This is a genomic window from Bacillus sp. UNC69MF (assembly GCF_000746035.1).
In the GTDB taxonomy this organism is placed as follows: Bacteria; Bacillota; Bacilli; order Bacillales; family Bacillaceae; genus Bacillus; species Bacillus velezensis.
On sequence record NZ_KN050799.1, the window covers coordinates 157,963 to 175,907 of the forward strand.

Annotated in this window: 16 protein-coding genes; 14 read left to right on the forward strand and 2 right to left on the reverse strand. The window is 45.5% G+C overall.

All coding sequences use genetic code 11. From position 1 onward, the window contains the following. Window positions 1-175: 175 nt before the first annotated feature. The 11 genes from BR62_RS0117935 (at window position 176) to coaE (ending at window position 13,196) form a co-directional block, all read left to right on the forward strand. Window positions 176-1,288: a response regulator aspartate phosphatase gene (locus BR62_RS0117935; RefSeq protein WP_025285096.1), complete on the forward strand. Its 1,113-nt coding sequence runs from the start codon at window positions 176-178 to the stop codon at window positions 1,286-1,288. Then, the gene (locus tag BR62_RS19785; protein ID WP_164463356.1) at window positions 1,289-1,438 is read left to right on the forward strand and encodes a PhrK family phosphatase-inhibitory pheromone; all 150 of its coding nucleotides are present in this window, start codon (window positions 1,289-1,291) and stop codon (window positions 1,436-1,438) included. A gap of 437 nt (window positions 1,439-1,875) precedes the next feature. Next, window positions 1,876-2,994 (forward strand): citrate synthase, encoded by a 1,119-nt coding sequence (citZ, locus tag BR62_RS0117940; protein WP_003152453.1) that lies wholly within the window; start codon window positions 1,876-1,878, stop codon window positions 2,992-2,994. Between the two features lie 160 nt (window positions 2,995-3,154). Further along, window positions 3,155-4,426, forward strand: a complete 1,272-nt coding sequence (icd, locus tag BR62_RS0117945; protein WP_007408075.1) for an NADP-dependent isocitrate dehydrogenase — start codon at window positions 3,155-3,157, stop codon at window positions 4,424-4,426. A gap of 45 nt (window positions 4,427-4,471) precedes the next feature. Then, the gene (gene mdh, locus BR62_RS0117950) at window positions 4,472-5,410 is read left to right on the forward strand and encodes a malate dehydrogenase (protein WP_003152455.1); all 939 of its coding nucleotides are present in this window, start codon (window positions 4,472-4,474) and stop codon (window positions 5,408-5,410) included. Window positions 5,411-5,625: 215 nt separating this feature from the next. Further along, a complete protein-coding gene (locus BR62_RS0117955; protein ID WP_003152457.1) occupies window positions 5,626-6,345 on the forward strand; it encodes a response regulator transcription factor in 720 nt (239 codons plus the stop codon). Then, the gene (gene pnpS / locus BR62_RS0117960; RefSeq protein WP_025285095.1) at window positions 6,338-8,077 is read left to right on the forward strand and encodes a two-component system histidine kinase PnpS; all 1,740 of its coding nucleotides are present in this window, start codon (window positions 6,338-6,340) and stop codon (window positions 8,075-8,077) included. The genes BR62_RS0117955 and pnpS overlap by 8 nt, the downstream gene beginning before the upstream one ends. Window positions 8,078-8,323: 246 nt before the next feature. After that, on the forward strand, window positions 8,324-10,963 hold the full coding sequence (polA, locus tag BR62_RS0117965; protein WP_032871711.1) for a DNA polymerase I: 2,640 nt from the start codon (window positions 8,324-8,326) through the stop codon (window positions 10,961-10,963). A gap of 24 nt (window positions 10,964-10,987) precedes the next feature. Further along, window positions 10,988-11,818, forward strand: a complete 831-nt coding sequence (gene mutM / locus BR62_RS0117970) for a DNA-formamidopyrimidine glycosylase (protein ID WP_021494431.1) — start codon at window positions 10,988-10,990, stop codon at window positions 11,816-11,818. A gap of 136 nt (window positions 11,819-11,954) precedes the next feature. Further along, the gene (gene ytaF, locus BR62_RS0117975; RefSeq protein WP_003152461.1) at window positions 11,955-12,587 is read left to right on the forward strand and encodes a sporulation membrane protein YtaF; all 633 of its coding nucleotides are present in this window, start codon (window positions 11,955-11,957) and stop codon (window positions 12,585-12,587) included. 15 nt (window positions 12,588-12,602) lie between these two features. After that, window positions 12,603-13,196: a dephospho-CoA kinase gene (gene coaE / locus BR62_RS0117980; protein ID WP_032871712.1), complete on the forward strand. Its 594-nt coding sequence runs from the start codon at window positions 12,603-12,605 to the stop codon at window positions 13,194-13,196. Between the two features lie 38 nt (window positions 13,197-13,234). Here coaE and BR62_RS0117985 read toward each other — a convergent pair whose 3' ends face one another. Together BR62_RS0117985 and BR62_RS0117990 are read right to left on the reverse strand one after the other, a co-directional pair. Beyond that, the gene (locus tag BR62_RS0117985) at window positions 13,235-14,077 is read right to left on the reverse strand and encodes an aldo/keto reductase (protein ID WP_007408081.1); all 843 of its coding nucleotides are present in this window, start codon (window positions 14,075-14,077) and stop codon (window positions 13,235-13,237) included. Between the two features lie 58 nt (window positions 14,078-14,135). Beyond that, the gene (locus BR62_RS0117990) at window positions 14,136-15,335 is read right to left on the reverse strand and encodes an MFS transporter (RefSeq protein ID WP_014305559.1); all 1,200 of its coding nucleotides are present in this window, start codon (window positions 15,333-15,335) and stop codon (window positions 14,136-14,138) included. Between the two features lie 183 nt (window positions 15,336-15,518). On the opposite strand from BR62_RS0117990, the gene BR62_RS0117995 reads away from it, so the two are divergent. From BR62_RS0117995 to speD, 3 genes are all read left to right on the forward strand, one after another. After that, on the forward strand, window positions 15,519-15,905 hold the full coding sequence (locus tag BR62_RS0117995; protein WP_032871713.1) for a winged helix-turn-helix transcriptional regulator: 387 nt from the start codon (window positions 15,519-15,521) through the stop codon (window positions 15,903-15,905). A 207-nt stretch (window positions 15,906-16,112) separates the two neighbouring features. Beyond that, on the forward strand, window positions 16,113-17,135 hold the full coding sequence (locus BR62_RS0118000; RefSeq protein ID WP_007408083.1) for a glyceraldehyde-3-phosphate dehydrogenase: 1,023 nt from the start codon (window positions 16,113-16,115) through the stop codon (window positions 17,133-17,135). 238 nt (window positions 17,136-17,373) lie between these two features. After that, the gene (speD, locus tag BR62_RS0118005; RefSeq protein ID WP_003152471.1) at window positions 17,374-17,754 is read left to right on the forward strand and encodes an adenosylmethionine decarboxylase; all 381 of its coding nucleotides are present in this window, start codon (window positions 17,374-17,376) and stop codon (window positions 17,752-17,754) included. The last annotated feature ends 191 nt before the right edge of the window (window positions 17,755-17,945 follow it).

Sequence of the window (17,945 nt, forward strand, 5' to 3'; positions counted from 1 at the left end):
CTATAATACCGTTCTGAAAAAGTGGGTCAATAGCCTTTTTTTGAAATTGCGCGATGTCGAAAGGGAAAATTGCGCGATGTCGAAAAAAACTCCTATTAATTACATTTTATGTTAAAAGTATGCTAGAATATTATTTGAGAAAATTTAGAATATTTGTAGAAAGAGGGGTTTATTGATGAGTAAACTGGCTTCTGAATGTGTTGCAAATATATTAAATGATTGGTATATCGCGATAAAACAACAAGACGCTGAGTCTGCTGAGAGATATTTTGAAGAGATCAAACCATTGTTTGATGAAATGGAAGAGGATCAGGAAGTTTTGATGTATTATTCTTTGTTGGAGGAAAGGCACAAAATGCTTTTGTATCAGGTGAAAGGGGAGGAGCTTCCGCCCCATTCATATTTTAATGAAAACCACGCTGATGAAATAAAAAAAACAGACCATATGATTGAATATTATTTCTTTCTATTTGAAGCGTTATATGAGTCGCATAAAAGGAACTTTGAGAAAGCAATTACTTTATTCAAAATAGCAGAGAAAAAATTGAAGGATATACCCGATTGTATAGAGCGGGCTGAATTTTATTCGAAAGTGGCGTCTATGTATATGATGCTGCGGCAGAGTCTAATTTCTTTGAATTATATCAATGATGCGCTACAAATTTATAGAGAAAATGAAGGCTATAAACGAAAGCTCGCCACGTCTCTTATGATTGTTGGACAAAACTACACTGATTTAGGACTTTATGAAAAAGCGGAGGAAAGTTATTTAGAAGCAATCAGAATTTCGAGAGTTCTTCACGATTCACTTTTCACAGCTTTAATACATCATAATTTAAGTCTTACATATTCTGCAGCAAACCGCCCCCAAGACTGTATAAATGCCTTGAAAAAAGCCATCAGAAATAAAGAGTGGAGGGGCTCGGTATATTATATAAATTCCCTGTATATGTTTTTGAAAGAGCTTTATAAAATAGGGGATGTAAATAAAATGCCATATTATTATAAAAAGACAAAGGAATATTTTAAACGAAAAGAGAATAAGGTGTATGAGGCTAAAATAAATATTATTTACGGACTTCTGCAGCAGGATCAGAGGAAAAGCATTGAAACTTGTCGAGGTGGTATTTCTTACTTGTACGAAGTAAATGACCTTGATAGCGTTTTTGATCTTTCTTTGATTATTTCAGAACACTGTGAGAAGCATGGACTCTTTAAAGAGGCGCTTGAATTTTCTAAACATGCTATTTTAGCCGAGAAGAAAATGAAGCACCTGGAGGGATTATAATTGAAAAAAATTATTCTTTGTGCAGCCCTAACCTTTGTTACGTTAAGTGGTTTAGCTGTAGTCAAGATTAATCAAGCATCATCAGATGTTAAGATAACAGAGCGCCCGGTGGGTACTCTAAAATTAGCAGAGCGGCCAGTAGGCACATAAAAAAAGCCCCAGACAGGGCTTTTTTTTGCGCTCTTTCTGGCGTTCATTTGTGAATAACCCGGGTAGTGGTGCGTTGTCCTTTTAAACTCCCCTAAAACTCCCCCAATAAGAATACATGGTTTTACAAAGCGCCTGAAAGCAAGCGATTAAATTTATCAACGCAAAACCTTGATATATAGGGCTTTTAAAACATTTTTAGTTAAAAGTCTACAAATTAATCAGATTATTGTTTATAATAAGAATAGGCTTAAACTTAAATAAGCTTATAAGAATTTGTTATGTTCCTCTATAAGCATATCGGTTATGTAACCGCAATCAGTGAAATGTAAGCATTTTCTTAAAGGGGAAAGGGATTGTTTGCATGACTCATTTTAAGTAAGCCGTATGTTTTATATACTCTTTAAAGGGGAATTTTGATTGAAAAGGAGAGGTTGAATATGACAGCAACACGCGGTCTTGAAGGGGTTGTAGCAACAACATCATCTGTAAGCTCTATTATCGACGATACCCTTACATATGTAGGGTACGATATTGACGACTTGACAGAGAATGCAAGTTTTGAAGAAATCATTTATTTGCTGTGGCATCTGCGCCTGCCGAATAAAACGGAACTTGCTGAACTGAAAAAACAGCTTGCGAAAGAAGCTGCCGTTCCACAAGAAATCATTGAGCACTTCAAATCCTATCCCCTCAATAACGTACATCCAATGGCTGCGCTCCGGACGGCGATTTCATTACTCGGTCTGACTGACAGTGAAGCCGATGTTATGAATCCGGAAGCGAACTACAGAAAAGCCATCCGTCTGCAGGCGAAAGTGCCGGGCATTGTCGCCGCTTTCTCAAGAATCCGCAAAGGACTTGATCCTGTTGAACCGAAGGAAGAGTACGGAATCGCGGAGAACTTCCTTTACACCTTAAACGGTGAAGAGCCTTCTCCGATCGAAGTGGAAGCGTTTAACAAAGCGCTCATTCTTCATGCGGATCATGAGCTGAACGCATCAACATTTACGGCGAGAGTATGTGTCGCCACCTTATCCGATATTTACTCAGGCATCACTGCCGCCATCGGCGCTTTAAAAGGACCGCTTCACGGCGGAGCCAATGAAGCCGTCATGAAAATGCTGACAGAAATCGGCGAAGTGGAAAACGCCGAGCCTTATATCCGCAGCAAAATGGAGAAAAAGGAAAAAGTAATGGGCTTCGGACACCGTGTGTATAAGCATGGAGACCCGCGCGCCAAACACTTAAAAGAAATGAGCAAACGCCTGACGAATCTGACGGGTGAAAGCAAATGGTATGAGATGTCAATCCGTGTCGAAGAAATCGTGACGTCGGAGAAAAAACTCCCGCCTAACGTTGATTTCTATTCCGCATCTGTATACCACAGTCTCGGCATTGATCACGATCTGTTCACGCCGATCTTTGCGGTCAGCAGAATGTCAGGATGGATCGCCCATATTCTTGAACAGTACGATAACAACCGCCTCATCCGCCCGCGCGCTGATTACACGGGTCCGGATAAGCAGACTTTTGTTCCGATTGATGAAAGAGCCTGATCAAACGGGAGGCTGGTGATTTTCATGTCGTTAGCCTCTTGTTAATCAAGCCCGGATTGGTTTACAATTTTGATAGAATCTTGAGAAAAGTCATTTTATTTTCTATACAAGAAAAATAAAATGTTTTCTAAATATGAATTACATACTGGGAGGTAATATTGTGTCACAAGGTGAAAAAATTACAGTCTCTAATGGAGTATTAAACGTACCAAATAATCCGATTATCCCGTTTATTGAAGGCGACGGCACAGGCCCTGATATTTGGAACGCCGCTTCTAAAGTATTGGAAGCCGCTGTTGAAAAAGCATATAAAGGCGAGAAAAAAATCACGTGGAAAGAAGTTTATGCCGGTGAAAAGGCTTATAATAAAACAGGTGAGTGGCTTCCTGCCGAAACGCTGGAAGACATCAGAGAGTACTTCATCGCCATCAAAGGTCCTCTGACGACACCGGTCGGCGGCGGTATCCGTTCTCTGAACGTGGCGCTGAGACAGGAGCTTGATTTGTTTACGTGCCTGCGCCCTGTCAGATATTTCACGGGAGTGCCTTCTCCGGTCAAACGACCTGAAGATACGGATATGGTCATTTTCCGCGAGAATACGGAAGATATTTATGCCGGAATTGAGTATGCGAAAGGTTCTGAAGAGGTTGAAAAGCTGATCAGCTTCCTGCAAAATGAAATGGGTGTTAACAAAATCCGTTTCCCTGAAACGTCAGGAATCGGCATCAAACCTGTTTCTGAAGAAGGCACAAGCCGCTTAGTCAGAGCTGCCATTGAGTATGCGATCGAAAACGGCCGTAAGTCTGTCACGCTTGTCCACAAAGGAAACATCATGAAGTTCACTGAAGGGGCATTTAAAAACTGGGGCTACGAGCTTGCCGAAAGAGAATACGGAGATAAAGTATTCACTTGGGCTGAATATGACCGCATTGTCGAAAAAGACGGAAAAGAAGCGGCTGATAAAGCGCAGAGCGACGCGGAAGCGGCAGGGAAAATCATCGTCAAAGACAGCATCGCTGATATTTTCCTTCAGCAGATCTTAACCCGTCCGAGCGAATTCGACGTCGTGGCGACAATGAACTTAAACGGAGACTATATCTCTGATGCGCTTGCCGCTCAGGTAGGCGGAATCGGGATCGCGCCGGGAGCGAACATCAACTATGAAACAGGGCATGCGATTTTCGAAGCGACTCACGGAACGGCTCCTAAATATGCCGGCCTTGACAAAGTCAACCCGTCATCCGTCATCCTTTCAGGAGTGCTTCTTCTTGAACACCTGAACTGGAATGAGGCTGCTGACTTGATCATTAAATCTATGGAAAAAACGATTGCTTCAAAAGTAGTAACGTACGATTTTGCTAGATTAATGGACGGTGCAACTGAAGTGAAATGTTCAGAGTTTGGTGAAGAGCTAATTAAAAACATGGACTGAACCTAAAGCAGACTTCTAATGAAGCCAAAAAAGGAGAAGAGAATCATGGGAAAAACACGCAGTAAAGTTTCTGTTATCGGAGCAGGATTTACGGGAGCGACAACAGCCTTTCTTACAGCTCAAAAAGAGCTTGCGGACGTTGTGCTCGTTGATATTCCGCAATTAGAAAACCCGACAAAAGGAAAAGCGCTAGACATGCTCGAAGCAAGTCCGGTTCAAGGATTTGACGCGAAAATCACAGGCACGTCCAACTACGAGGACACAGCCGGTTCTGATATCGTCGTCATCACAGCCGGAATTGCGAGAAAACCGGGCATGAGCCGTGATGATCTCGTATCTACAAACGAAAAAATCATGAGAAGCGTCACACGTGAGATCGTGAAATATTCTCCTGACTGCATTATCGTTGTATTGACAAACCCTGTTGATGCGATGACATATGCGGTGTACAAAGAATCAGGCTTCCCGAAAGAACGCGTCATCGGACAATCCGGAGTGCTTGACACTGCGCGATTCAGAACATTCGTCGCTGAAGAATTAAACCTGTCTGTAAAAGATGTGACCGGTTTTGTTCTTGGCGGACATGGTGACGACATGGTTCCTCTCGTCCGTTATTCCTATGCGGGCGGCATTCCGCTTGAAACGCTTATCCCGAAAGACCGTCTTGATGCGATTGTAGAACGCACAAGAAAAGGCGGCGGGGAAATCGTCAACCTTCTCGGAAACGGAAGCGCCTACTACGCGCCTGCTGCATCACTGACTGAAATGGTAGAAGCCATTTTGAAAGATCAGCGCCGCGTGCTTCCGACCATCGCTTACTTAGAAGGCGAATACGGTCATGAAGGCATTTACTTAGGCGTACCGACGATTATCGGAGGAAACGGCCTAGAGCAAATCATCGAGCTTGAACTGACAGACTATGAAAAAGCGCAGCTGAGTAAATCAGTTGAATCTGTCAAAAACGTGATGAAAGTATTGTCATAAGAAAAAAGGGAAGGCTTCCGAATCAGAAGCCTTCCTCTTTTTACAATTAATGAAAGCGTTTTCTTTTTCCCTGAGCGATCCTTTCTCTGAAAATGATCAAAAAGGCGAATTGTCTGAACGGGCAGTATTGGATAAAATGAAATCATAAAGTGATATGCAGCACATAAAATAGAGAAAATTGGATGTCGGGGAAAATAGACAGCGGAGGGCGCAGCATGAACAAAAAAATTTTAGTTGTAGATGATGAACAATCTATCGTTACTCTTTTACAGTATAATCTGGAACGGTCCGGCTATGATGTCATTACCGCATCAGACGGTGAAGAGGCTCTGGAGCTGGCAGAGAATGAAAATCCGGATTTAATCGTACTGGATGTCATGCTGCCGAAAGTGGACGGAATCGACGTCTGTAAACAGCTCAGACAGCAGAAAATGATGGTTCCGATCTTGATGCTGACAGCAAAAGATGAGGAGTTTGATAAGGTGCTGGGACTGGAGCTCGGAGCGGATGATTACATGACAAAGCCGTTCAGTCCGCGGGAAGTCACTGCGCGGGTGAAAGCCATTTTAAGAAGGGCTGACATTTCTTCGCTGTCTCAAGGCAGAGAAGAGGAAAAGGACGGGCAGATTCTCATCGGCGAGCTGAAAATTCTTCCGGAGCATTACGAAGCGTACTTCAAGTCAGAACAGCTGGAATTGACGCCTAAAGAATTTGAACTGCTTCTGTATTTGGGAAAACATAAGGGAAGAGTGCTGACGAGAGATCTTCTGCTGAGCGCGGTCTGGAACTATGATTTTGCCGGGGATACCCGGATTGTTGACGTTCATATCAGTCATCTGCGCGACAAAATCGAATCAAATACCAAAAAACCCATCTATATTAAAACAATCAGAGGTTTGGGGTATAAACTGGAGGAGCCAAAAATGAATGAATAAAGTCCGTGTGCGTCTGTTCGCTTTACTCGTTGTATGTATCATATTGGTTTTCAGTGTTCTCGGCCTTTTTTTACAGCAGCTTATTTCTTCATCCGCTGAAGAAAGAACGGCGGATCAGCTGAAAAAGGAATCGGTATACATAGCGGGCCTTCTTGACACCGGCCGAATCGGCAATAAAAGCAATGAAACGGTAATCCGTGACGCCGGCCGCACCCTCGGTATAAACGTCGCCGTGCTCAACGAGAAGGGTGACGCCGTATATCATTCCGGCAGTCATGCTGATGATTCAGCCGTAAAGGAGTTCATTTCTCACAATAAAAGCGAGGAAGCCGTACAGTCGAAAAGCAAAGTCATCCGCGGCACTGCCGTAAAAAATGACGCCGGGAAAATTGCGGGGTATGTACTCGTTTCCTCTGAGATCAACGGCGGTTCAAGCGTTACCGGAGAAATGTGGGGCATGCTGGCAGCAAGTCTTTGTACCGCTTTTATCATTATCGTTTTCTTTTATACAAACATGACGTCCCGTTACAAAAAATCAATCGACGCCGCGACAAAAGTGGCGACGGAGCTGTCCAAGGGGAATTATGACGCCCGCTCCTACAGCGGTTACGCAAGGCGGTCGGACCGTCTCGGGCGTGCGATGAACAGCCTGGCGGTCGATTTAATGGAAATGACGAGAACGCAGGATATGCAGCGCGATCGTCTGTTAACCGTCATTGAAAATATCGGATCCGGTTTGATTTTAATAGACGGGAGAGGTTTTATCAATCTCGTGAACCGGTCATACACGAAGCAGTTTCATACAAAGCCTGAACGTCTGCTTCGGCGTCTTTACCATGATGCGTTTGAACATGAGGAGATCATTCGGCTTGTCGAAGACATTTTTATGACGGAGACGAAAAAATGCCAGCTGCTCAGACTTCCCATCAACATTGAGCGGCGCTACTTTGAAGTTGACGGCGTTCCGATCATGGGCCCTGACGATGAATGGAAGGGCATCGTCCTCGTCTTTCACGATATGACGGAAATTAAAAAATTGGAGCAGATGAGAAAGGACTTCGTCGCCAATGTCTCCCATGAACTGAAAACACCGATCACCTCGATTAAAGGCTTTACGGAAACACTGTTAGACGGAGCGATGAAAGACGAAAAGGCGCTTTCAGACTTTCTGTCTATCATTCTGAAAGAAAGTGAGCGGCTCCAATCTCTCGTGCAGGATTTACTGGATTTATCCAAGATGGAGCAGCAAAACTTTACGATGCGCGTAGAGTCCTTTGACGCCGCAAAAATTCTGCATGAAATTGAAGCGCTTTTGCGGCATAAGGCTGAGGAAAAAGGCATCAGCTTTCAGCTCGATCTCCCGGAAGAGCCGATTTTTGTGACGGGTGATGCGCACAGGCTGAAGCAGGTGTTTTTGAATCTGGCGAACAATGCCCTGACCTACACGCCTGAAAAAGGGACGGTGGGGATTTCGGTACATGTGAAAGAAACCGTTGTCGATATCAAAGTGTCCGATACGGGAATCGGCATTCAGAAGGAAGAGATCCCGAGGATATTTGAGAGATTCTACCGCGTGGATAAAGACAGAAGCCGCAACTCGGGAGGAACCGGGCTCGGCCTCGCCATCGTGAAGCACTTAATAGAAGCCCATGAAGGTAAAATCGAGGTCACAAGCGAGCCGGGACAGGGGACTGTATTTACCGTGACGCTGAAGCGGCAGCCGGAAGCGTGACCAGCTTTACAAAGGATTAACAATTTCTTCATGACCTGTTAAACCTATCTTGTTAGGATATAACAGAACCCCTTCATCCAAGGAGCCAATTTTGACGGCGGGAACGTGTTTTCTTGTTCCCGTCCTTTTTTGCGTTTTCACGGGGTTCGCTCATTTTCCTTTCAAATTGAACTTTGTTAAAATAAGAGAAGCTGTGAGATTAAAAAATAGAGGAATGACGAGCTTTTGCTCTTAGGAGGATATTGAATGACGGAACGAAAAAAATTAGTGCTTGTCGACGGAAACAGTCTGGCGTACCGAGCGTTTTTTGCATTGCCGCTTTTAAGCAATGAAAAAGGCATCCATACAAATGCCGTATACGGGTTTGCGATGATTTTAATGAAAATGCTGGAAGATGAAAAGCCGACCCACATGCTGGTGGCTTTTGATGCGGGAAAAACCACTTTCCGCCACAGTACGTTTAAAGAATATAAAGGCGGAAGACAAAAAACGCCGCCGGAGCTTTCAGAACAGATGCCGTTCATCCGCGAGCTCCTTGATGCCTACAAAATCAGCCGCTACGAGCTTCCTGAATATGAAGCGGACGATATTATCGGCACCCTTGCCGTATCTGCTGAAAAAGAAGGCTTCGAAGTAAAGGTAGTTTCGGGGGACAAGGACTTAACCCAGCTTGCAACCGGGAAAACGACCGTTGCCATTACGAGAAAAGGCATTACCGACGTGGAAGATTACACGCCGGAGCACGTGCAAGAAAAGTACGGTCTGACCCCTTTGCAAATCATTGATATGAAGGGATTAATGGGGGATTCATCCGATAACATACCGGGCGTCCCCGGCGTCGGAGAAAAAACCGCGATTAAGCTTTTAAAGCAGTTCCATTCGGTTGAGAAACTGCTTGATTCCATTGATGAAGTCAGCGGAAAAAAATTAAAAGAAAAGCTTGAAGAATATAAGGAACAAGCCCTGATGAGCAAAGAGCTGGCGACGATTATGACAAATGCGCCGATTGAAGTCAAGCCCGAAGATTTAGATTACCAAGGGTTTGACCGTGAACAAGTTGTTGCCATTTTTAAAGACCTCGGTTTTAATACGCTTCTTGAGCGGCTCGGTGAAGAAAGCGGCGAAACGGCGGAAGAAAATTTTGAAGACATCAATGTTGAAACGGCAGAAGAAATCACTGAAGATATGCTCGTTTCGCCGTCCGCTTTGGTTGTTGAACAAATCGGTGATAACTATCACGAAGAACCGATCCTCGGCTTTTCCATCGTGAATGAAACAGGTCTTTATTATATTCCGAAAGAAATCGCCATTCAGTCTGAAGCTTTTAAATCTTGGGCTGAAGATGAATCGATGAAAAAGTGGGTGTTCGACAGCAAACGTTCCGTCGTCGCTTTGCGCTGGCAGGGAATTGAGCTGAAGGGAACGGAATTTGACGCGCTTCTTGCTGCCTACATTATAAACCCGGGCAATTCGTACGACGATGTCGCGAGCGTAGCGAAAGAATACGGGCTGAATATCGTTTCAAAAGATGAAGCGGTCTACGGAAAAGGCGCAAAGCGCGCCGTTCCGGCTGAAAAAGAGCTTGCCGATCATCTCGCGCGGAAAGCGTCTGCCGTTAACAGCCTCCGTGACAAACTGCTGCACGCGCTGGAAGAAAATAATCAGCTTGAATTATATGAAGATCTCGAACTCCCGCTTGCGCTAATTCTCGGAGAAATGGAATCAATGGGCGTCAAAGTGGATGTTGAAAGACTGAAGCGAATGGGCGAAGAGCTCAAGGCAAAGCTGAAAGAATATGAAGAAAAAATCCATGACATCGCCGGTGAGCCGTTTAACATCAATTCACCAAAACAGCTCGGCGTCATTCTGTTTGAAAAGCTCGGCCTGCCGCCAGTAAAGAAAACAAAAACAGGCTATTCCACTTCAGCCGATGTGCTTGAGAAGCTCGCAGACAAACATGATATCGTCGCGCACATTCTGCAATACAGACAAATCGGCAAACTCCAATCGACTTATATTGAAGGGCTGCTGAAGGTCACGCGCAAGGATTCTCATAAGGTGCATACACGATTCAATCAGGCATTGACTCAAACCGGACGCCTCAGCTCAACGGATCCGAACCTGCAAAATATTCCGATCCGGCTGGAGGAAGGGCGGAAAATCCGTCAGGCTTTCGTACCGTCCGAACCGGACTGGCTTATTTTCGCCGCCGATTATTCACAAATTGAATTAAGGGTGCTTGCGCATATTTCAAAAGATGAAAATCTGATTGAAGCGTTTACGAATGACATGGACATTCACACAAAAACCGCCATGGACGTGTTTCATGTCAGTGAAGATGAAGTGACACAAGCGATGCGCCGCCAGGCAAAGGCCGTCAATTTCGGCATTGTTTACGGCATCAGTGATTACGGGCTGTCACAAAACCTCGGCATCACCCGGAAAGAAGCGGGCGCTTTTATAGACCGCTATTTGGAGAGCTTCCCGGGCGTTAAGGCGTATATGGAAGAATCGGTGCAGGAAGCGAAGCAAAAAGGATATGTCACGACCCTTATGCAGCGCCGCCGCTATATTCCTGAGCTGACCAGCCGCAACTTCAACCTGCGGAGCTTTGCGGAACGAACGGCCATGAATACGCCGATTCAGGGAAGCGCCGCCGATATTATTAAAAAAGCCATGATTGACATGGCAGCTGAGCTGAAAGAAAAAAACCTGAAGGCGCGACTGCTGCTTCAGGTGCACGATGAATTGATTTTTGAAGCGCCTAAGGAAGAAATTGAAATATTAGAGAAGCTGGTTCCTGAAGTGATGGAGCATGCTTTGGCATTAGACGTGCCGCTGAAGGCGGATTATGCTTCAGGGCCGTCTTGGTACGATGCAAAATAAACAGAGAAAAAGGAAGTGATGATTGTGCCGGAATTACCAGAAGTTGAAACGGTCCGGCGCACTCTGACCGGTCTTGTGAAGGGGAAAACGATTGAATCGGCGGATATCAGATGGCCGAATATCATCAAAAAACCCGCCGAGCCGGAGGAATTCGCGCGGCAGATTGCAGGAGAAACGATCCGATCCATCGGAAGAAGGGGAAAGTTTTTGCTTTTCCATCTGGATCATTATGTCATGGTGTCCCACCTGCGGATGGAGGGGAAATACGGTCTTCATCAGGCCGATGAGCCTGACGATAAACATGTGCACGTCGTGTTTCACATGACGGACGGAACACAGCTCCGCTACCGGGATGTCCGGAAATTCGGCACGATGCATTTGTTTGCGCCGGGAGAGGAACAGAATGCATTACCGCTTTCACAGCTCGGGCCCGAACCCGATGATGAAGCATTTACCGCTGCTTATTTAAAAGAGCGGCTTGCAAAAACGAACCGCGCGGTGAAAACAGCCCTGCTCGACCAAAAAGCGGTCGTCGGCCTCGGCAATATTTATGTCGATGAAGCTTTATTCCGGGCGCGTATTCATCCAGAGACAAAAGCGAACAGTCTGTCAGACGGGCAGATAAAAACGCTTCATACAGAAATTAAAGACACCCTTCAGGAAGCGATTGACGCGGGCGGGAGCACCGTCCGGTCTTATATCAATTCTCAAGGGGAAATTGGAATGTTTCAGCTCAAACATTACGTATACGGCAAAAAGGATGAACCGTGCAAATCGTGCGGCACGATGATTTCTAAAATCGTGGTCGGCGGAAGGGGTACGCATTTTTGCGCCCGCTGCCAAAAAAAATCATAAACTGAAGCGGTTCAAGCAGGCGGCAGCAGAATGACTTTTTTCTAACACAGTTGATGACCTTTCTCCATATATATATTGTGATTCACCCAATAGGCATATGTCACAATTGCCGATCAAGAGAAAGGGAGAAACGGATATGGAGATTGTTTCTTTGCTGCTTTTGGCTTTTGCTGTCAGCTTGGACAGTTTTTCAGTCGGGTTTACGTATGGTTTGAGAAAAATGAAAATCCCGTTCAAAGCGATTGCCGTGATCGCTTGCTGTTCAGCCTCTGTGATGTTTATATCCATGCTGATCGGCCATTTTCTGACAAAGATTTTTCCCGTATCCGTCACGGAGAAACTGGGCGGACTGATCTTAATCGGAATCGGGGCATGGGTCATCTGGCAATTTTTCAAACCGGCTAAAGAGCCGGATTACTTATTGCATGAAAAAACGTTACTTAATCTTGAAGTGAAATCGCTCGGCATCGTCATTCATATTTTGAAAAAACCGACCAGCGCCGATATTGATCAATCCGGAACCATTAACGGAGTCGAGGCGCTTCTGCTCGGTATCGCCTTATCCATTGACGCGTTTGGCGCCGGGCTGGGAGCGGCCATTCTCGGCTTTTCTCCGGTTATGATGAGCGTGACTGTCGGGCTGATGAGCTCGCTGTTTGTTTCACTCGGCATAAACGCGGGGCATTTGCTTTCAAGATGGAATTGGATAGATAAAATGACATTTTTGCCGGGAGTCCTGCTGATTATCATCGGGATTTGGAAAATGTAAGAAGGAGTGGGCTTTTTGAGCTTGGTCATCGGTTTAACGGGAGGCATCGCAAGCGGCAAAAGCACGGTAGCGCGTATGCTGATCGACAAAAAAATAACAGTCATTGATGCGGATGCCATCGCAAAACAGGCGGTGGAAAAAGGAATGCCGGCTTACGGACAAATTGTGGAAGCATTCGGAAAAGACATCCTGCTGGAAAATGGCGATATTGACAGAAAAAAACTCGGTTCTATCGTTTTCACTGACGAACAGAAGCGTCTGAAGCTGAATCAGATCGTTCATCCGGCGGTGCGTGCGGAAATGCTGAAACAGCGGGATGAAGCCGTTGCGCGAAAAGAGCAGTTCGTCGTTTTGGATATACCGCTTTTGTATGAAAGCGGGCTTGATTATCTTGTCGGCAAGGTGCTCGTCGTCACCGTACCGGCAGACATTCAGCTTAAACGGCTGATAGAGCGGAATTCCCTTACAGAAGAAGAAGCGATGAGCCGGATAACGTCGCAAATGCCTTTAGCGGATAAAACAAAAAAAGCTGACGCCGTCATTGATAACAGCGGCAGTCTTGAATATACAAAGCACCAGCTTGAGGAAGTATTGAGCGGCTGGGCATAAACAAACACCGTTCGGAAAGCCGAACGGTGTTCTTCTGGTTAAAAATCAAAATTGTCAGGGTCAGGACCGACACGGAGATTTTCGTTCAGATCATCAATCCGCTTCATATCGTCAGCTGACAGTTCGAAATCAAAGACATTTGCATTTTCTTCAATACGGTGTTTTTTCGTTGATTTCGGAATGGTGATGACACCGTTTTGCAAATCCCAGCGCAAAATCACTTGAGCGGCTGATTTGCCGTACTTCTCAGCGATTTCCTGTAAGACGGTGTGATCAAGCAGCTGACCTTGCATCAATGGCGACCACGCTTCAAGCTGAATGCCTTGTTCAGTGCAGAAAGCAAGCAGTTCTTTCTGTGTCAGACGAGGATGGTACTCCACCTGGTTGATCATCGGCTTGATTTCCGTCTCTTTCATGAGATGTTTCAGATGGTGAATTTGGAAATTGCTGACCCCGATCGCCTTAATGCGTCCATCCCTGTAGAGGGTTTCGAGCGCCCGCCACGCATCGATGTACTTTCCTTCGACAGGCCAATGGATCAAATATAAATCCAAATAATCTAAACCGAGTTTTTCTAAGCTTGTGTCAAACGCTTTTAACGTTTCTTCATATCCTAAATCGGCATTCCACACTTTTGACGTGACAAAAATGTCTTCACGTTTTAATCCCGCTTCTTGCAGCCCTTGGCGGATGCCTTCGCCGACACCTTCTTCATTTCCGTAAATCGCGGCGGTATCAACGCTACGATAGCCGTGCACCAATGCCGTTTTCACCGCGTTGACGAGTTCCGCGCCTTCCTCTACTTTGAAAACTCCGATGCCGAACCAAGGCATCTCTACTCCGTTATGTAATGTTGCTTTTGCTTGTAAATGTGTTGTCATGTATATATTCCTCCTATTAGTTGTCTGTTGAAACAATCAAAATGCGCTGAAGAAAAACTCACCTCCTTTCAAGGGCAGTGCGATCCCGCTTTTCAAGCTTCCTGCTCCATCCGGTTAATACGACCGCGCTGAGCACCATCAGCGCCCCGATCCAAGCGGTATGAATGATTCCGATTGAGTCTGTAATGATTCCGCCGGCAAACGAGCCGATCGCGATTCCGGCATTAAATGCCGCGATATTTAAGGCTGATGCTGTATCAACGGCGCTTGGCGCAAAACGTTCACTCAGCATCACGACATATACCTGAAGCCCCGGCACATTCATAAACGCCAACAGCCCCATGAAAATAATGGTGATCAGCCCAGCTGTTTTAAACGGCGCGGTAAAAGTCAGAACAAACAGCACAGCAGCCTGGACAATGAACATATAAAACAAGGCTTTCAGCGGATTTCGGTTTGATAAACGGCCGCCAATCATGTTTCCGATGGCAATCGCAATTCCGTAAATGAGCAGGATGGCCGCGACGGTTTCTTTCTGAAAACCGGTTACCTCCTGAAGAAGCGGAGATAAATACGTAAACACGACAAACGTTCCGCCGTAGCCTAACGCGGTAATGATAAATAAAAGCAATAACCGGCCGTTTGTGACGAGTTTGACCTGCTCGGAAAATGCGGTTTTCGTCCCTTTGCGCAAATGCGACGGAACGAGGAGCGCGTTTGTGAGGAATGCGATGATTCCTACTGCCACAATGACGGCAAATGCGATTCTCCATCCGAATTGCTGGCCGAGATAGGTGCCGAACGGAACGCCGGTCACCGTAGCCACCGTCAGCCCCGTAAACATGATAGAAATCGCGCTTGCTCTTTTATGCTCCGGCACGATATTGGCGGCGATTGTTGCCCCGATTGACATGAAAATGCCGTGGGAAAAAGCCGAAATAACCCGTGCCGCCAGTAAGACGCCGATTGAGGAAGCGCTCGCTGCGAGTGTATTTCCGGCGATAAAAATTAACATCACCCAGAGCAGCAGCGTTTTCCGCGACATGCCGGATGTGAGAGACGTTAAAACCGGCGCGCCGAATGTCACGCCCAGAGCATACATGGAAACGGTAAGTCCCGCCGTTGTCACAGGTATATGCAGATCTTGAGATATAAGCGGCAGCAGCCCGACGCTGATAAATTCGGTTGTGCCGATCGCAAAAGCGCTGACGGCTAATGCCAGCAGCGCTGGTAAATAGCTTTGGCGATGTGAAGACATCTGTTTTCCTCCTTGAACGATAATGTATGGTTGAAATGATGCCGGGTAAACGATATAAGTATAAGAGTACATTCCTTTTCAGCCGGCAAATGTCATTATGATCGATAGAAGTGTCATTGAAAAGAACGTACTTTTAAGTGCCATAGGCACTTTTTAGTTCCTATAGATGAGGAGGAATTACCGTTGCTGAAGAAAAAATACAATATATCCGTAGAGGCGACGCTTGAAGTGATCGGCGGAAAATGGAAGTGTGTGATCCTCTGCCACCTCATGCGCGGGAAAAAACGGACAAGCGAATTGAAGCGGCTTATGCCGGACATCACCCAGAAGATGCTGACACAGCAATTGCGGGAGCTGGAAGCTGACGGCGTCATCAACCGGATCGTGTACAATCAGGTGCCGCCGAAAGTGGAATACGAGCTGAGTGAATACGGGCACAGTCTGGAAAGAATTTTAAACGCGCTGTGCGACTGGGGCGCGATGCATATTGCTAAACGGTACGGCGAGGTGTCTTCCGTTTTAGAGGACAGCATTTTAAATGACAAATTTAAAGAACCGGGACAAATATAAGAAAAAAGCAGGCAGCCTGAGACGCTGATCCTGCTTTTTTTATGGAAGAAAGATCATTTTATATGCAAAAAAACCGATTGAACAACATATTGATCGGTATAAGGGTGGATTTTTATCAAGTTGTACTGGCGGATTTCTTTTAATATGTTATACTATATATAAATAAAGGTAAATTAGAGTGGCATATTAAAAAGGGGTGACCTGAGCATGAAGGTAAAAGTAGCAATCAACGGGTTTGGAAGAATCGGAAGAATGGTGTTCAGAAAAGCAATGGAAGATGATCAAATTCAAATAACAGCCATTAATGCAAGCTATCCCCCGGAAACGCTTGCTCATTTGATAAAGTATGACACAATTCACGGCAAATACGATCAAGAAGTTGAGACCTCCGACGACAGCCTGATCGTCAACGGAAAACATATTATGCTGTTCAATCGCCGGGACCCGAGAGAGCTTCCGTGGAAAGAATGCGGAATAGACATCGTCGTAGAGGCAACGGGGAAATTTAACTCAAAAGAAAAAGCGATGAGCCATATTGAAGCAGGGGCGAAAAAAGTCATTTTAACGGCTCCGGGCAAAAATGAAGACGTTACCATTGTCATGGGAGTAAATGAAGAGCAGTTCAATCCCGATGAACATGTCATTATTTCAAATGCATCCTGCACGACAAACTGTCTTGCGCCGGTCGTCAAAGTGCTTGATCAGGAATTCGGGATTGAAAGCGGCCTGATGACGACTGTTCACGCTTACACGAATGATCAAAAAAATATCGACAATCCGCATAAAGATCTGCGGAGGGCGAGAGCGTGCGGAGAATCCATCATTCCGACTTCTACTGGCGCCGCCAAAGCGCTGTCGCTCGTGCTGCCTCATTTGAAAGGAAAACTTCACGGTCTCGCTTTGCGTGTTCCCGTTCCGAATGTGTCATTAGTGGACCTTGTCTGCGATCTGAAAACAGATGTGTCGGCCGAGCAAGTGAACGCCGCTTTCCAAAGAGCCGCAAAAACGTCGATGTACGGAATTCTTGATTATTCGGATGAGCCGCTCGTTTCTTCGGATTATAATACGAATTCACACTCTGCGATCATCGACGGTCTGACAACGATGGTGATGGAAGACCGAAAAGTAAAGGTGCTCGCCTGGTATGACAATGAATGGGGATATTCCTGCCGGGTCGTTGATCTTATCCGTCACGTCGCCGCGCGAATGAAACACCCGTCAGCTGTGTAGACTAAAGATCATGGACATTTGTTAGAAAAAAACCCTTAACGGCATATTCGCAAAAAACACACCTTGCAAAATAAACTTAAACACAGTATACTATCTTTCGTGAACTTCTTGCTCGTGACTGCTTCGGAATTACTTAAAGGGTTAGGACCTCTCCGGACTAACTTTCCCCCGTGGTAAATGGCCGGGTCAGTTCTCGGAAATTCACTTTTTTAATTCTTGTTAAGGGGGGTCCATGATTATGGAAACAATGGGGCGTCACGTCATCTCCGAGCTGTGGGGATGCGATTTTGATAAGCTCAATGACATGGATTTTATTGAAAAAACGTTTGTAAATGCTGCTTTGAAATCAGGAGCTGAAGTGCGCGAGGTCGCATTTCACAAATTTGCACCGCAAGGCGTAAGCGGAGTCGTTATTATCTCTGAGTCACATTTAACGATTCACAGTTTTCCTGAACACGGATATGCAAGCATTGATGTTTATACTTGTGGAGACCTGGATCCTAATGTGGCTGCGGATTACATTGCGGACGCATTACATGCAGATACAAGAGAAAACATTGAAATACCGCGAGGAATGGGGCCTGTACAGATTAAACAGGCACAAGCGAAAGTACTGTAATTTTCAAAACGCAAACACAAGGGAGCTAAGCTGAAAAAGCCATTACGCGCTTTGAAGCTGATGCTCCTTTTCTAATGTAAAAAAACAGCATTGCTTTTTCTTTAAGCATTTTTTTTGTAAAATAGAAAAGATAAGGCCGGTCTATCGGCTCTCCCAACAAATAGGCTCATCCTAGAAACGTTGGCGGGCAT

Coding starts and splice junctions, on each gene's coding strand:
- BR62_RS0117990 (WP_014305559.1), bottom strand. CDS start 15,335: ATGTCTTCACATCGCCAAAGCTATTTACCAGCGCTGCTGGCATTAGCC.
- BR62_RS0118000 (WP_007408083.1), top strand. CDS start 16,113: ATGAAGGTAAAAGTAGCAATCAACGGGTTTGGAAGAATCGGAAGAATG.
- ytaF (WP_003152461.1), top strand. CDS start 11,955: ATGGAGATTGTTTCTTTGCTGCTTTTGGCTTTTGCTGTCAGCTTGGAC.
- mdh (WP_003152455.1), top strand. CDS start 4,472: ATGGGAAAAACACGCAGTAAAGTTTCTGTTATCGGAGCAGGATTTACG.
- polA (WP_032871711.1), top strand. CDS start 8,324: ATGACGGAACGAAAAAAATTAGTGCTTGTCGACGGAAACAGTCTGGCG.
- speD (WP_003152471.1), top strand. CDS start 17,374: ATGGAAACAATGGGGCGTCACGTCATCTCCGAGCTGTGGGGATGCGAT.
- BR62_RS0117935 (WP_025285096.1), top strand. CDS start 176: ATGAGTAAACTGGCTTCTGAATGTGTTGCAAATATATTAAATGATTGG.
- BR62_RS0117955 (WP_003152457.1), top strand. CDS start 5,626: ATGAACAAAAAAATTTTAGTTGTAGATGATGAACAATCTATCGTTACT.
- pnpS (WP_025285095.1), top strand. CDS start 6,338: ATGAATAAAGTCCGTGTGCGTCTGTTCGCTTTACTCGTTGTATGTATC.
- BR62_RS0117985 (WP_007408081.1), bottom strand. CDS start 14,077: ATGACAACACATTTACAAGCAAAAGCAACATTACATAACGGAGTAGAG.
- citZ (WP_003152453.1), top strand. CDS start 1,876: ATGACAGCAACACGCGGTCTTGAAGGGGTTGTAGCAACAACATCATCT.